At 48.3% G+C, this 12,273-nt stretch carries 14 protein-coding genes and 3 pseudogenes; 9 read left to right on the top strand and 8 right to left on the bottom strand.

Annotation, left to right across the window (positions count from 1 at the left end):
* Positions 1-167: 167 nt before the first annotated feature.
* Positions 168-452 (top strand): annotated as a pseudogene (locus JZI27_RS17350) (HesB/IscA family protein); the annotation flags it as partial.
* Between the two features lie 104 nt (positions 453-556).
* Here the strand turns inward: JZI27_RS17350 and JZI27_RS17345 are convergent.
* Together JZI27_RS17345 and JZI27_RS17340 are read right to left on the bottom strand one after the other, a co-directional pair.
* Positions 557-1,405: a family 1 encapsulin nanocompartment shell protein gene (locus JZI27_RS17345; RefSeq protein WP_122908599.1), complete on the bottom strand. Its 849-nt coding sequence runs from the start codon at positions 1,403-1,405 to the stop codon at positions 557-559.
* Between the two features lie 169 nt (positions 1,406-1,574).
* The gene (locus tag JZI27_RS17340) at positions 1,575-2,171 is read right to left on the bottom strand and encodes an IMEF encapsulin system ferritin-like cargo protein (RefSeq protein ID WP_280208453.1); all 597 of its coding nucleotides are present in this window, start codon (positions 2,169-2,171) and stop codon (positions 1,575-1,577) included.
* A gap of 286 nt (positions 2,172-2,457) precedes the next feature.
* Here JZI27_RS17340 and JZI27_RS17335 point away from each other — a divergent pair, with 286 nt between their 5' ends.
* Positions 2,458-2,739: a DUF2325 domain-containing protein gene (locus tag JZI27_RS17335; protein ID WP_122908597.1), complete on the top strand. Its 282-nt coding sequence runs from the start codon at positions 2,458-2,460 to the stop codon at positions 2,737-2,739.
* Positions 2,740-2,805: 66 nt separating this feature from the next.
* Entirely contained in the window at positions 2,806-2,952 is a 147-nt protein-coding gene (locus JZI27_RS17330; protein ID WP_183184918.1) for a hypothetical protein, read from the top strand.
* A gap of 36 nt (positions 2,953-2,988) precedes the next feature.
* On the opposite strand, the gene JZI27_RS17325 is transcribed toward JZI27_RS17330, so the two are convergent.
* The 3 genes from JZI27_RS17325 to JZI27_RS17315 form a co-directional block, all read right to left on the bottom strand.
* On the bottom strand, positions 2,989-3,267 hold the full coding sequence (locus tag JZI27_RS17325; RefSeq protein ID WP_280208452.1) for a S1C family serine protease: 279 nt from the start codon (positions 3,265-3,267) through the stop codon (positions 2,989-2,991).
* A 30-nt stretch (positions 3,268-3,297) separates the two neighbouring features.
* The gene (locus tag JZI27_RS17320) at positions 3,298-4,752 is read right to left on the bottom strand and encodes a recombinase family protein (RefSeq protein ID WP_280208451.1); all 1,455 of its coding nucleotides are present in this window, start codon (positions 4,750-4,752) and stop codon (positions 3,298-3,300) included.
* Between the two features lie 107 nt (positions 4,753-4,859).
* The gene (locus JZI27_RS17315) at positions 4,860-5,180 is read right to left on the bottom strand and encodes a winged helix-turn-helix transcriptional regulator (RefSeq protein ID WP_122908594.1); all 321 of its coding nucleotides are present in this window, start codon (positions 5,178-5,180) and stop codon (positions 4,860-4,862) included.
* A 239-nt stretch (positions 5,181-5,419) separates the two neighbouring features.
* On the opposite strand from JZI27_RS17315, the gene JZI27_RS17310 reads away from it, so the two are divergent.
* Positions 5,420-6,490, top strand: a complete 1,071-nt coding sequence (locus tag JZI27_RS17310) for a YheC/YheD family endospore coat-associated protein (RefSeq protein ID WP_280208450.1) — start codon at positions 5,420-5,422, stop codon at positions 6,488-6,490.
* A 26-nt stretch (positions 6,491-6,516) separates the two neighbouring features.
* Here the strand turns inward: JZI27_RS17310 and JZI27_RS17305 are convergent.
* Positions 6,517-6,789 (bottom strand): annotated as a pseudogene (locus JZI27_RS17305) (S1C family serine protease); the annotation flags it as partial.
* A gap of 370 nt (positions 6,790-7,159) precedes the next feature.
* On the opposite strand from JZI27_RS17305, the gene JZI27_RS17300 reads away from it, so the two are divergent.
* The 3 genes and pseudogenes from JZI27_RS17300 to JZI27_RS17290 all read left to right on the top strand — a co-directional run bounded on the left by JZI27_RS17300 (position 7,160) and on the right by JZI27_RS17290 (position 9,699).
* The gene (locus tag JZI27_RS17300) at positions 7,160-7,618 is read left to right on the top strand and encodes a MarR family winged helix-turn-helix transcriptional regulator (protein ID WP_122908592.1); all 459 of its coding nucleotides are present in this window, start codon (positions 7,160-7,162) and stop codon (positions 7,616-7,618) included.
* A gap of 74 nt (positions 7,619-7,692) precedes the next feature.
* Positions 7,693-8,662, top strand: a pseudogene (locus JZI27_RS17295) (serine hydrolase domain-containing protein); the annotation flags it as partial.
* A 503-nt stretch (positions 8,663-9,165) separates the two neighbouring features.
* Positions 9,166-9,699, top strand: a complete 534-nt coding sequence (locus tag JZI27_RS17290; RefSeq protein WP_280208448.1) for a PadR family transcriptional regulator — start codon at positions 9,166-9,168, stop codon at positions 9,697-9,699.
* Positions 9,700-9,760: 61 nt separating this feature from the next.
* Here JZI27_RS17290 and JZI27_RS17285 read toward each other — a convergent pair whose 3' ends face one another.
* A complete protein-coding gene (locus JZI27_RS17285) occupies positions 9,761-10,873 on the bottom strand; it encodes an aminopeptidase (protein ID WP_280208446.1) in 1,113 nt (370 codons plus the stop codon).
* 179 nt (positions 10,874-11,052) lie between these two features.
* A complete protein-coding gene (locus JZI27_RS17280) occupies positions 11,053-11,154 on the bottom strand; it encodes a YjcZ family sporulation protein (protein ID WP_122908589.1) in 102 nt (33 codons plus the stop codon).
* Positions 11,155-11,347: 193 nt separating this feature from the next.
* Here JZI27_RS17280 and JZI27_RS17275 point away from each other — a divergent pair, with 193 nt between their 5' ends.
* Positions 11,348-11,581 (top strand): hypothetical protein, encoded by a 234-nt coding sequence (locus JZI27_RS17275; protein ID WP_122908588.1) that lies wholly within the window; start codon positions 11,348-11,350, stop codon positions 11,579-11,581.
* 179 nt (positions 11,582-11,760) lie between these two features.
* Positions 11,761-12,156 (top strand): hypothetical protein, encoded by a 396-nt coding sequence (locus tag JZI27_RS17270; RefSeq protein WP_122908587.1) that lies wholly within the window; start codon positions 11,761-11,763, stop codon positions 12,154-12,156.
* The last annotated feature ends 117 nt before the right edge of the window (positions 12,157-12,273 follow it).

Here is a 12,273-nt window from a genome sequence, read left to right as displayed (position 1 = left end):
TGGATACGAGTACAAACTTTCGGATATCCTCTAACGCAAAAAGGCCCAGAGCTTCGCTCTGGGTTTTCTTACTAACATATGCTTGTTTGGTGTATCCATTAAGAAGTGGCCTGTCGGATGACATAGACGCATTTCGTCCCGCCTATAGCTACGCATTCTGTCCGTTCTACATTCGTTTTGGAGTTCAAAATGGCGGTTGCTCCGGCATGAGCTATGGACTCGGATTTGACGATTCAGGGCAGGAGGGCGACAGCATTATGGAGATCGCGGGAGTGAAGCTGGTCGTGAATGCCGAAAGCTTCGCCTACGTCGATGGTGTCGAGATCGATTACAAGGAGACAGGCATGATGGGTGGTTTTACGATTCAAAATCCGAATGCAACCGCCACATGTGGCTGTGGGAGCAGCTTCCGAACCGCTTTGACCCGCGGAAAAAGAGAGAAATGTGATTGAGTGATGCTAGTCCCGTACATGATCGAGCCCTTTTACGTTAAAAATCGTCAAATAAAAAAAGCATACCCCATGAGCCGAAACTCAGTGGGGTATGCCTTGAATCATTACGCTTCTGTTTCTTCCAGCGTGCAAATCGCGCTTGGGCGCTTGATGCGCAGAACCACACACTCGTAGACGCGGAACAAGCTGTTCATTTGCTCGTCACCGAGGAATGAAGTATCGAAATCCTCTGCGACAGCCAGGTCCAGGTTGTGACGGCCTGTCGCTACCAGTACACCAGAACGGCCTTTGATAGTCGGGGACTGATACACACCGTCTGTTACCAGATTGCGCACGTGATCGATCTCTAGCACGTTGGTGCCCTTGTGTACGCGATGCAAGAGGGCATACAGCTCAGGAGAGACGACCAGCGCATAAGGACCGCTGTGGCCCATTTTCAGCAGTTTATTGCGAGCTTCCACGATGTCGGCGAAAGCGTTGCCGGATTCCATCCAGTCGCTTTTCAGATGGGTGAGACGGCCTTTGACGTTCATCAGGCCAGGCAGGTCAAATTCAGCAGCGCCATTGAAAATCAAATCGTCTTCCATCAAAGCTCCGCCCGCAGCAGCGTTGGCAGCAGCACTCATGTCGAGCGGCATGCCCAATGTACGAGCCTGTGCGACATCGCGCCAGTACAGCATGAAGTCCTTGTACAAAATCGGGATGGTCATGCTCACACGCTTGCTAGGCTGAGTCATTTCCAATGATTCGCCGCGCAGGCTGAGCCCGCCAAAACGCGATTCCTCATAGACGTCATTGGTAATCGTCTGAATGCCTTCACCCAGCGGGCCATAAATATCGATAAAACGGCGTCCTACCAATTGGCGGCGAGCCATGTCGATGACGGTTTCGTCCAGTTGCTTCCACTCATCTTGAGTCAAGGGAGAGTCTGGGTATTTCCGGAGCTTGTCCATAGTGTTACCTCCAAGTCATACAGGATTTTCTATCTGTTGTGTTAACGTGTAAGAAAGTTTAAGTGCTTCGCCATGTCAGAGTAACTTTGCTTAAACTTTATGGAACCCATGAAAACTTTTCGCTTAGACGCAGTCGCTGCTCTTTGAACCGGCCTCAATAGAGGCTTTTTTATTTGCCTTTCAAACTGCCCACTGTAAGTCCCTTTTTAGCAGGGGTTGGGCTTGGGGCATGTTTGATGACAGATGCGACACCTTGAGGCAGAGTAGCAGACGCTTTGAGATGATCGACCTGATGGATGTCATGTCCCTCGTCGTGATCAGTCAGAGAGGGATGAGACACGTCTGAAAATCGCTCGCTGAGTGTAGCCATGATTTGTTTTACCCTCAGGTAGTCCTCATGAGTGGTTGCCCGCATCCCATCCAGGTCCAGTCGAGTCTCGTCGTCACGGAACTCGTAGAGAGCCAGCTCCAGATGTTCACGGAAGTTGTGCAGACCAAAACGTTCCAGGTTAATATCGGATAACAAACGGGACAGCTCGCGGTCGCTCAGCTGATCGGCTTTCTCAGCAGAGAGGGTCTGGAGGTAAGGAATCAGCTCCTGCAGGCGATCCATCCGTTGTTCTTCCTCTTCTAGGATGTGGTGGTAGTACAAGCGTGTGTGTTCATCCTGAGCAGCGTCAATGATTGGCTGAATCAGGCCCATGAATCGATGGATATACCCCTTGGTACGATCAAAAATGGCGTGTAGTTGAGAAAGCTCTTGCACGTACGCCACCTCCTCGCAAATAATCTATTTCCTCATTATACCTTTGTGAAAATAACCCCGGCAAGAAATATGTATGCAGTTCACTTGTTATCCCTAGTTTTCGATTTTTCCAAAAAACTTCTCATGGAGAGTATTGTCAAACCTAATTGGGAATGATAATATTTATCAATAAGAGTGATATTCATTATCAATTGAAAGCGCACCTCACAATTTCACTCAACACTTCTTAGCTAAAGTCGCACGAAAACATACATGTACACCACACATTCAAGGAGGTTCTAAGAACATGTCATCCATTCTTGTCATTGGCGGAGATCGCCTCGGTAATATTATTGAACTGCTGCAAGGTCAAGGCTTTCAGGAAATTCATCACGTGACAGGAAGAAAAAGCTCCCAAACAGGCGTTAAAATTCCGACTGGTGTCCATATGATTCTGGTTTTGACAGACTTCGTGAATCACAACCTGGCCAAAACCGTAAAGAGCCAGGCCAAAGACCGCGAGCTGCCGATTCTTTTCTGCAAGCGTTCTTGTTCGGCTATTGCCAAAGCTTTTCACATGACCGCTTAAATACATACAGAAGTGGCAGGGCAAACTAGACGCGTACTTACGAATCCTACAACGGAGGAGTGCCCTGTGAATCAAGAGCGCCTTGGCGAATTACCTCTCGCTCAACTGACGACTGACCAGTTGCAGCAAGTCCAACAAACCGAAGAAAAATTGAATCAGGATGGCAAAAGCGTTTACCTGATTGCATTTGAGAAGCAAGCCCCGTCCCAATAGACGGGGTTTTTCTCTTCCTGTTCCCTTGCTTACTTCTCATTTGAAAACGTATTGCTCCAGCTGCTGCTTCAAGGCGTCAATGCCAATGGCAAAGCCGAGGCACTGGCTGGACTGGATGATAAAGGCATTGAGACCGATGACTTCTCCGTTCAAATTGATGAGCGGTCCTCCACTGTTACCGGGATTTATGGCGGCATCTGTCTGAAAGATCTCCTCGTACATACGCTTGGCGACCTGCAAGCGACGATTCTTCGCGCTGATGATTCCTGCCGTGATGGAATTTTCCAAACCGAGTGGGGAACCACATGCCCGCATAGAGGCAAAAAATAAAAATCAAAAGACGAGCTAGTGGAAAAGAACATGGCTCACATAAACGAAGCGTTTGATACCTGCCGGAGAATCCCTGCAGGCCTCGGCTTCCATACGCTGGATCAGACTGGTCGCAAGCTGCCTTCGCTGTTCACGGGTAGCATGCGACCAGATCTTTTCCCAGTCTAATAAGATCTCCACATTCTGTTCGTCAGCTGTACTGGTCTGTAGTGATTGTGCCAAGGAAGCTTGACGCTGTCTTTGATCCAGCTCCAAGAGCTTAACCCGAAGATCTGTCAAGGAAAGGACCCCGGCCTCGTAGGCATCCTCCCACCGTTTTTTTCGTTCTTCCCATTTCGTGTCTAAGCCCGACTGTATTTGCATTGCCTTCTTTTGCTGGCTGCTGCCGAAACATTCCTGCAATACTACTGAAGCTTGAACCCGATACGATTGCAGAAGTCTGACTACCGCTTGCTCCAACCGGTCTTCGCGAATAGAGGCAGCCCGGCATTTCCCGGATGATTTGCCGCTGCAGGTGTAGTACGTGTGAGTATAGGCTGTTCCGTTTTTTCCCTGCGAATGCGTGTACTTGCCGCGCATCTCCGCTTGGCAGATGGAGCAGTAGAGGATTCCAGAAAAGAGGAAGGAGGAAGACAAAACGCGCGGATGCTGGGAGCCGCGCAGCTTCATCCGCTCCTGCGCACGCACAAAGGTAGCTTCATCGATAATGGCCGGATGTACCGCAGGCTCGAGGAAATAGTCATTCGTTTGTTTGGTACGTGGAGGAGTGTGAGTATAATTCCAGCGCAAGGCTCCGTAATAGACCGGGTTTTTTAACAGTCGCAGGACAGCGCTAGAACTCCAGCAGGCGCCATTTTTGCCTCGCGATCCTTGTGCATTAGCTTCGTCTGCAATCTGTCGTGGGGATTTGCCATTTACATAATGCGCGAACATGTGGCGGACGATGTCAGCTTCTTTGGGCCGGAGCTGGAGCTGGCCATTGCATAAATCGTAGCCATAGGGGGCGGGGCCGCCCGGTCTTTTTCGCTCGCGTACCATTTGGCCCATGCCCATTTTGACGCGTTCGGCAAGATTTTCCCGTTCCCATTGGGCCAAGGCTGCGACCAAGGTGATGAACAAACGGCCGATGGCGGTCGTCGTATCGTATACTTCTGTACTGCTTTTGAAGTGAACACCGTAAATCTCGAATTCCTGAAGGAGCTGGTACAGATCGAGCACAGAGCGAGTGAGTCGGTCCAGCCTGTAGACAAGGACCACGTCCATTTTCTTTTGTGCGACATCTGCCAAAAGTCTGCCAAGCTCCGGGCGATTGAGATCCTTGGCGCTGACTCCTTCATCGACGTACATGTCAGTCAGCACCCAGTTCTGGGAATGAATATAGGCAAGCAATCGATCGCGTTGGGCTGCGATGGAAAACCCTTCTCGGGCCTGATCCTCGGTACTGACACGGATGTAAACAGCTGTTCGCATGCCGAATCCTCCCGTTATTGCAGGTTGCTAGAGTCTACAGCAGGACGGGAAGGGTTATGCCTGGACACAAAAAAAAAACCACCTATGAAAGAAGGCGGGAGCTTGCGTCACATCCACTTTTCGCCCCATTCGTGGATTGATTCAATGACGGGACGCAAATCTTTTCCTTTTGTCGTTAGCTCATACTCGATTCGGACAGGGATTTCAGGAAATACCTTGCGTTCCAGGATTTCCAGCTCCTCCAGCTCCTTTAATCGTTCGGACAGCATTTTATCGCTCATATGTGGAACCATCTCACGAATGTCTTTGAAGCGGACCGCACCGCGCAGCAGGACGTGGAGGATTAATCCCGTCCAGCGTTTACCCAAGATATTCATCGCACATTCGTATTTCGGACAAATTTGTTCACCGGCAGATTCTTGGCTCATGAGGACTTCACCTCTATACATCTTCTTTGAATGTAACTTTATTCTACCACAGTTGCTGGAATTAAGTAAGTAACAGAAGTTTAACGCATGTGCTCCTCCATGATTTTGGCTTTTTCCACGATCGCTTATGCATGAAAAAAATGTGTCCTGCTAGGAAAAGCCTGATTGTAGCCTGATCGTTTCACACTTAGGCCAGCGCACATAGACTAGGCAATGATGAGATACTGCGAGGTGATGGGATGGCACAGCAAGACGTGGTTGGAATCCTGACCTGGCGAAAGGGGGAACGATTTTCCGAGCCTGACTATTTGCGCCGTCTGGTAGTAGCCGGGCAAAAGTTGGGTGCAAAGGTATACCTTTTTTCGCATCAGGATGTGAATGTGGCAGAGCGAAAGATTCGTGGATTTACACCTACAAAAGCGGGAGGCTGGTCAAGTAAATGGTATGCGTGGCCCGATGTGGTTATCGATCGCTATCGCCGCAGAGTCCCACAGTACATGCGGTTACGGCATAGCAAGCTGTTTACGTTTGCCAACAGTCCATTCAGTAAAAAGTGGAGAGTCACGCTGATGCTGGCCAAGGATGAACGGGTAAGCCATTGGATACCGGAATCCAGCGTCTATGCGCCAGGCAAAGTAAAAGCCATGCTGAAGCGGTTTCCGATCGTTTACATCAAGCCAGGCAATGGTACAGGAGGGCGCAGTATCCTGAAAGTAAAGGCTGCAGGGAGACAGTACGTACTATCAGGACGCGACAGGCTATCAGCGCTTCATCAGGCAACGCTGAAGACAGCAGAGGGTGTGGAAAAGTGGGTGAAACGCTGGGTCAAGGAACAGCAGCTTGGAGACGGCAATTTTCTTGTACAGCAGGGGGTCGACCTGGGGGTACTGCCCAATCGTGTCGCGGATGTGCGGGTCTTGATCCAGAAGGATGAACAGGGCGACTGGAGCGTGACCGGCTGCGGTGTTCGTGTGGGGGAGAAAGGCAGTTCTACCTCCAACCTGCACGGAGGAGGCAAGGCAGTACCTTTTCAGCCCTTTCTGGCGGCTGTCTTTGGAAAAGAGCGTGCGCGCACCATCACCAGCGAAGTGGTGCAGCTGGCGCATCAGACGGCGGTTACGCTGGAGGAGAGGTTTGGAAGAATGATGGAATTTGGACTGGATATTGGTGTAGATGTCGATGGGCGCCCCTGGCTGATCGAAGTGAATCCCAAGCCCGGACGTGAGGTTTTCCGTGAGATCGGCGATATGGATACGTATGAAAGGGCGATTGCAAGACCGGTCCAGTTTGCGCTGCAGCTACTCAGGTGAGGCTTGTTTTCTTTTGGCTCTATGGCGACAGGTGGGGAACCGATGCTGATCACCCATTCGCCTACCTTGGTATGCGAGGAATTCCCCAATGGGAGCGGAAAGAGCTTGCAGTCTGCGTCGATTTTGATGACGGCATAATCGCGTACACGATCGGCCAGAATTCGTTTGGCTTCAAAGACTCGCCCATTAAACAGCTTGACGTAGATATTTTTTGATTTTCCTATGACATGCTCGCTGGTCAGGATGTACCCTTTTGGATGGAAGAGGAAGCCAGAGCCAAAACTGCGCTCTGAAGGCATCGGAGGTTCATCTTCCGAAATCAGGCTGCGAATGAGTGTATCCACGTCTTTGGCTTGAGTCGCATCTTCGGTGACAATTGAGACTACGCCCTCCTGTACGCGTTCCACAATGGGAACGAAGAAGTTGAAGGGGTGTAAACTGCTGCTGCTCACAGGGTACTTTACGCGTGTATATTGGGACCACTTTTTACTTTTCACTGATCTCTCCCCCCACAGCAGATAGGTATGTATCATCCTATGGCAGGTCAAGGGGGAAGGGACGCCCATTTTGCTCATGGATGCGGCATGGTAAGAGCTCTTGCTATTTCGAATAACATTCAGTAATATATTGTTTAGGTACCTTAATAATAAAGGTGGTTTACAAGTAAAGATGGGTCATGCAGATAAAGAGCTTGTCGAGTGTGTGAAAGAAATGAATGAAGCGGAGTATCTGATCAATACGCTGTTGCTGCGAGAATATCGAGCATTGCTGGATGATGAGATTACAACCAAGCAGGCATTGCTTCTGGAGCTGATTCATAAGCATCAGCGGATGACTGTCAAGGAAATTGCTGAGCAGATGGAGGTATCCTCCAGCGCAGTGAGCCAGATCGTGGGCAAGCTTGAGAAAATGGGGTACGTGAAGCGGGAAATCAATCTCCAGAATCGGCGTGAAATCATTGTACAGATGGGCACGCAGGGATTCGCCTATTTCACCAAGCAAGAAGAGGTAGAGCGGGATATTATCACACGCTTTTACGCGAAAATGGAGTTGGAAGAAGTGCAGCAGCTCCGTGCACTGACACTGAAATTAAAGAAAATCGTCGAACAGGAATTAAGCCGCACCTAATTTTTTTTGAACAATATGTTAGATGCCTTAATAATTTATTCAACTAATTTAAAAAACTGGGGGAGGGTTGTGAAATGAAGATGAGACAACAGCAATTGGAGGCACTTTTTCAAGCGTTGCATGAGAAAGGACAAATCAACGGAGCAGTATGTGTTGCCGAACAGGGGGAAATTTTGTACCAGGCTGTATTTGGATATGGCGATCTGAAGAGCAAAAGAAAACTGACGCCGGACTCCGTATTTGAGCTGGCTTCGTTATCCAAGCCTTTTACCGCTTTGGCGATCGTCCTGCTGGAAGAGCAGGGACAGCTCGCGTATGACGATTTCATCGACAGGTGGCTGCCGAATTTTCCTTATCCAGGGATAACGGTTCGACATCTGCTAACCCACACCTCCGGACTGCCTGATTTACGTCTTGCTTGCATTGCTTGTCGAGCGGATTTCAGGGCTGGGCTTTGCTGAATATATGGAAACGCATCTTTTTCATCCTATGGGAATGGGAAAAACGCGTGTATACAACCGAAGATACTCGAATGAGAAAATCGATGATTACGCATATGGGGTTGTTTACGATGTATGGTCGTGTGAATTCGTGCTTCCAGACGAGCTTGCGGAGACAGAGTATGTCGTCTATCTGGACGGCATACAGGGTGACGGCACTGTGAACTCGACAGTCGGGGACTTACTTTTATTTGATCAGGCTTTATATACAGAAAAGCTGGTGAATGAACAATCATTGCAGCAAGCCTTTGCGCCTGTCCGGTTAAACAACGGTGAAACCTTTGATTACGGTTTTGGATGGATATTGGAAAAGAGTGAGAAAAGAGGCAAGAGTGTCAGCCACAGTGGGGGATGGCCAGGGTATGCAACCCTTATGATTCGGTTTATCGATGCCGGTAAAACCCTGATTTATTTGAGCAATAAGGAACAGGAATACGAGTTTGATCAACGCATTTTAGAGGCTGTGCAGCAAATAATGTTTGATGAGCCTTTTGAAATACCGAAGAGTCCTGTCAAGCGAAAAGCTGTACACATGGATCCGGCCCGCGAATGATTTCCGTTGAAGTGGAATTTGTACCAGACTCATCGGGTACAGCAGAAAAAATGATCATTCATGAGCCGGAGAAAGAGACACATGCGATTCGGATGGAGAAGTAGTTAGGGGAAAGGCTGATCTTTCATGCCTGTATTCATGGGATTGTCGCCTGGATACAGGCTTTTTTTGTACTATCGGAAAGTGTTGAGTGCGCTAAAGCGCTAAAAAGATTAGCGGAAGATAGTATAAGTGCAACTAAGGCTCCGCCAAAAGCTTGGCGTAGCCAAGTTTTCTAATGTTTGAAAAGTTTGGTGGCGGGTGAAAGCAGTGAGTACCGTTTTGATTGTATCATTATTTTTGATTGATATAATAAAGAAATAGCATTGGTATATTTATGCGAATGGACTTATAATATAGTTTAGTTAAAGAATATTTTGAACATAAAGGCTGAACGGCATGAGTTCAGACCTACAGAGAGAGAAGACTGGAATGGAATTGGAGGATGCGAAGAGATGGACGTAAAAACGATAATTCTTGGCTTTCTTAGTTACGGTGAGATGAGCGGGTACGACATTAAGCAAGCGTTTAGCAACAGCATCGGTTTCTTTTATGACGCAAGTTTCGGAGCCATTTATCCAGCGCTTCGCAAATTAGAAGAAGAAGGCCTGGTGACGAAGCAGGAAGTCATTCAATCAGGCAAACCAAACAAAATTTTGTACAAAATTACGAAAGCGGGCGAGCAGACTTTCCAACAGGAAATTCAAACTCCAATCCTGCCCCCTGTCTTGCGCTCCGATATGCTGGTTAAGATTTTCTTTGGCAAAGGTCGCACCATCGAGGAACAACGTGAATTGGTGAATAACTGTTTGTCCACGCAACGGCAGATGCTTGCCCAAAGCAAAGTGACGTACCAGAAGCTGAAAAACGGCTTCGATGAGTACCAGCAATTCTGTTGGGAGTATACGATTCACCATCTGGAAACCACGATCACGTTTTTGGAACTAAAAGCGCCTTCCTTAATTAAAGAACCTGCTTATAGCCTGTAGGCTAGATGAAGAAGCGAAAGGACGAAGCCAGTAGCATGTGTCCTTTCGCTTTTATCATGTTCTATTTCAGGTTTTCCGGATTGAGGCACTCCAGTTCAGGTATGACAAAACGGCCGTCCTTACGAATCAGGCGATCGTCGAACCAGATTTCACCGCCGCCCCATTCTGGGCGTTGAATCATGACCAGATCCCAGTGGATGGAGGATTTGTTTCCATTAAAGGCATCGTCGTAGGCTTGACCCGGTGTGAAGTGGAAGCTGCCGTCGATTTTTTCATCGAACAAAATATCCTTCATCGGGTTTTGGATGTACGGATTGACGCCAATGGCGAACTCCCCGATATAGCGTGCTCCTTCATCCGTATCAAACACTTCATTGATTTTCTCCGTATCATTGGCTGTCGCTTCGATAATTTTGCCATCCTTGAAGGTTAGCTTGATGTTGTCGTAGGTGTAGCCCTGGTAAGGCGATGGCGTATTGTACGAAATCGTACCATTGACGGAATCACGTACAGGCGCAGTAAAGACTTCTCCGTCTGGAATATTGGCTTCTCCGGCACATTTGATAGCAGGGATTCCTTTGATGGAGAAAGTCAAATCCGTTCCAGGACCGGTGATGCGCACTTTGTCCGTCTTTTCCATCAGTTCCACGAGGCTGTCCATGGCTTGATCCATTTTGCCGTAATCGAGGGTACACACTTTGAAGTAGAAATCTTCAAAGCCTGCTGTACTCATATTGGCCAATTGAGCCATCGAGGCGTTTGGATAGCGCAGAACCACCCAGCGAGTATCCGGCACGCGCACGTCAAGCACGGGACGGGTGAAGAGTCGGGAATAAAGCTGCATCTTGTCTCCTGGCACGTCAGCCAGTTCACTGATGTTGTCGCCACCACGGATGCCGATGTAGCAGTCCATTTTCTTCATGAATTTCACATCTGCCTCGCGCATCACGCCAAGCTGTGTTTCGTTGACGCCGAGGAGCAGTTCACGCTGAATCGTTTGGTCGATCAACTGAACATAAGGATTGCCGCCTGCTTCGTACACTTTTGCGATCACGGCGCGCACCAGCTCATGCACCTGGCCGATGGCGTAAATGAGTACGTTATCACCTGACTGAACACGGGTAGAATAGTTGACCAGGACATCGGCCAATTTGTCAATGCGTGGATCTTTCATAGAAGGATATTCCTCACTTTCCATTCAAATCAAATCGATTCGTTTGTATTGTACACAAAATAAATAGAAAAAAGCTACCCAAGATGATGGGTAGCTAGCGAATGATACGCGCTTTACAGGATCCGGTGTTCAAGTATATGCAACTACCTGCCGGATCGTGCTGTATCCAAAGTCATATGTTAATCGTCGCAGCCACAACCAACGATTACCAACAGGATAAACAGAATCAACACCAGAACGAAATCGTCGAAAAATCCACCGCCGTTAAAGATGCTGCTCATGCGATCAAATCCTCCTTTTGTGTTAAGTCGCTTGTGCTTACATCCATAACATATGGGTTTTCGCACAGAGCCGATACGGGCAAATGCCCATTTTTACCAAGATTCTTTTGATCACTGAAGTTTATTATTCTGAAAATCAGGAAAAGCTAGAGGATACGAAAAGACTTTGCAAGTACGAAAGGATGGCATTGCGATGCAACGATCATTGAACAGCCTGGGGCACGATCTGTTACCGATTACAATCAATGTAGGAGAAGATTTTAAATCCATTGTCTGGAAGGCACAGTACGATATGGACTTCAATACGGAATGTCTGTTTTGTTTCTCTGAGCAGATCACAGGGTATCGAGTGGAGGATGAAGCTGGACACACCGGCAAGGTAGCGGTTTGTCCGCACTGCGAGAAAGTAAACGCCATTTACGCTTAAACAGGACTGTCCCATGAATCCGTTTATGAAAAACGATGTTGTGATGACGACATCGTTTTTGCTTTGTCTGCCACTCTATCCACCATGTACCAGCTGTTGTTTAGCAGGATTGAAGGAAGGTTTCGCGAATAGTTATGAGAAGCATGCATACATACGTGGATTAGGATAGAGGTGAACACATGCAGAAGAAATGCAGCCGCTGCGGCAGTGACATGGAAGTCGTGCTGCGCAACGTCGTGTATCGGAAACGGGTTCGAATTTTAAATGTACCTGTACACGTCTGCGTGGACGATGAATGCGCCCATTCACAGGTAGTGGATGTTGTCAAAGAAGATCTAAAATCACTGATGGAGGAGCTAGGACAGGATCCAGCGCGTCAGGCCATCGAGTTCGAGGAAATGTCAGAGTTGTCCCATTTATTGGTATTGATTGCCAATGAAGGGGATTCCACAGTAAGTGAAGCGCTGGGAGAACGCGTCAACGAACTGCTGGATCTGTTCTTGCTGGCACAATCCTTAGGAGACGAAAAATGGATGCTGGAGCTGCGCCATCGCTTAACCAAAATCATGGTATAAATGTCCATTAGCCACCCCAGAAAGGGTGGTTTTTTTCTTTTACACCCGGCGCATAGACTTTCCGGTGTCGATTTTCGTATACTAAAACCACAGTGTTTGAGCAGAAGGGAGAGCATA

Source organism: Brevibacillus sp. AY1 (assembly GCF_029870785.1).
GTDB lineage: Bacteria > Bacillota > Bacilli > Brevibacillales > Brevibacillaceae > Brevibacillus > Brevibacillus invocatus.
Note: the sequence above shows the minus strand (reverse complement) of the source record. Positions and strands in the feature narration are given on the sequence as shown.

Excerpts from the sequence above, each read along its gene's own strand:
- JZI27_RS17345 (WP_122908599.1), bottom strand. The coding sequence starts at position 1,405 with ATGGACAAGCTCCGGAAATACCCAGACTCTCCCTTGACTCAAGATGAG.
- JZI27_RS17335 (WP_122908597.1), top strand. The coding sequence starts at position 2,458 with ATGTCATCCATTCTTGTCATTGGCGGAGATCGCCTCGGTAATATTATT.
- JZI27_RS17325 (WP_280208452.1), bottom strand. The coding sequence starts at position 3,267 with ATGCGGGCATGTGGTTCCCCACTCGGTTTGGAAAATTCCATCACGGCA.
- JZI27_RS17320 (WP_280208451.1), bottom strand. The coding sequence starts at position 4,752 with ATGCGAACAGCTGTTTACATCCGTGTCAGTACCGAGGATCAGGCCCGA.
- JZI27_RS17315 (WP_122908594.1), bottom strand. The coding sequence starts at position 5,180 with ATGAGCCAAGAATCTGCCGGTGAACAAATTTGTCCGAAATACGAATGT.
- JZI27_RS17310 (WP_280208450.1), top strand. The coding sequence starts at position 5,420 with ATGGCACAGCAAGACGTGGTTGGAATCCTGACCTGGCGAAAGGGGGAA.
- JZI27_RS17300 (WP_122908592.1), top strand. The coding sequence starts at position 7,160 with ATGGGTCATGCAGATAAAGAGCTTGTCGAGTGTGTGAAAGAAATGAAT.
- JZI27_RS17290 (WP_280208448.1), top strand. The coding sequence starts at position 9,166 with ATGGACGTAAAAACGATAATTCTTGGCTTTCTTAGTTACGGTGAGATG.
- JZI27_RS17285 (WP_280208446.1), bottom strand. The coding sequence starts at position 10,873 with ATGAAAGATCCACGCATTGACAAATTGGCCGATGTCCTGGTCAACTAT.
- JZI27_RS17280 (WP_122908589.1), bottom strand. The coding sequence starts at position 11,154 with ATGAGCAGCATCTTTAACGGCGGTGGATTTTTCGACGATTTCGTTCTG.
- JZI27_RS17275 (WP_122908588.1), top strand. The coding sequence starts at position 11,348 with ATGCAACGATCATTGAACAGCCTGGGGCACGATCTGTTACCGATTACA.
- JZI27_RS17270 (WP_122908587.1), top strand. The coding sequence starts at position 11,761 with ATGCAGAAGAAATGCAGCCGCTGCGGCAGTGACATGGAAGTCGTGCTG.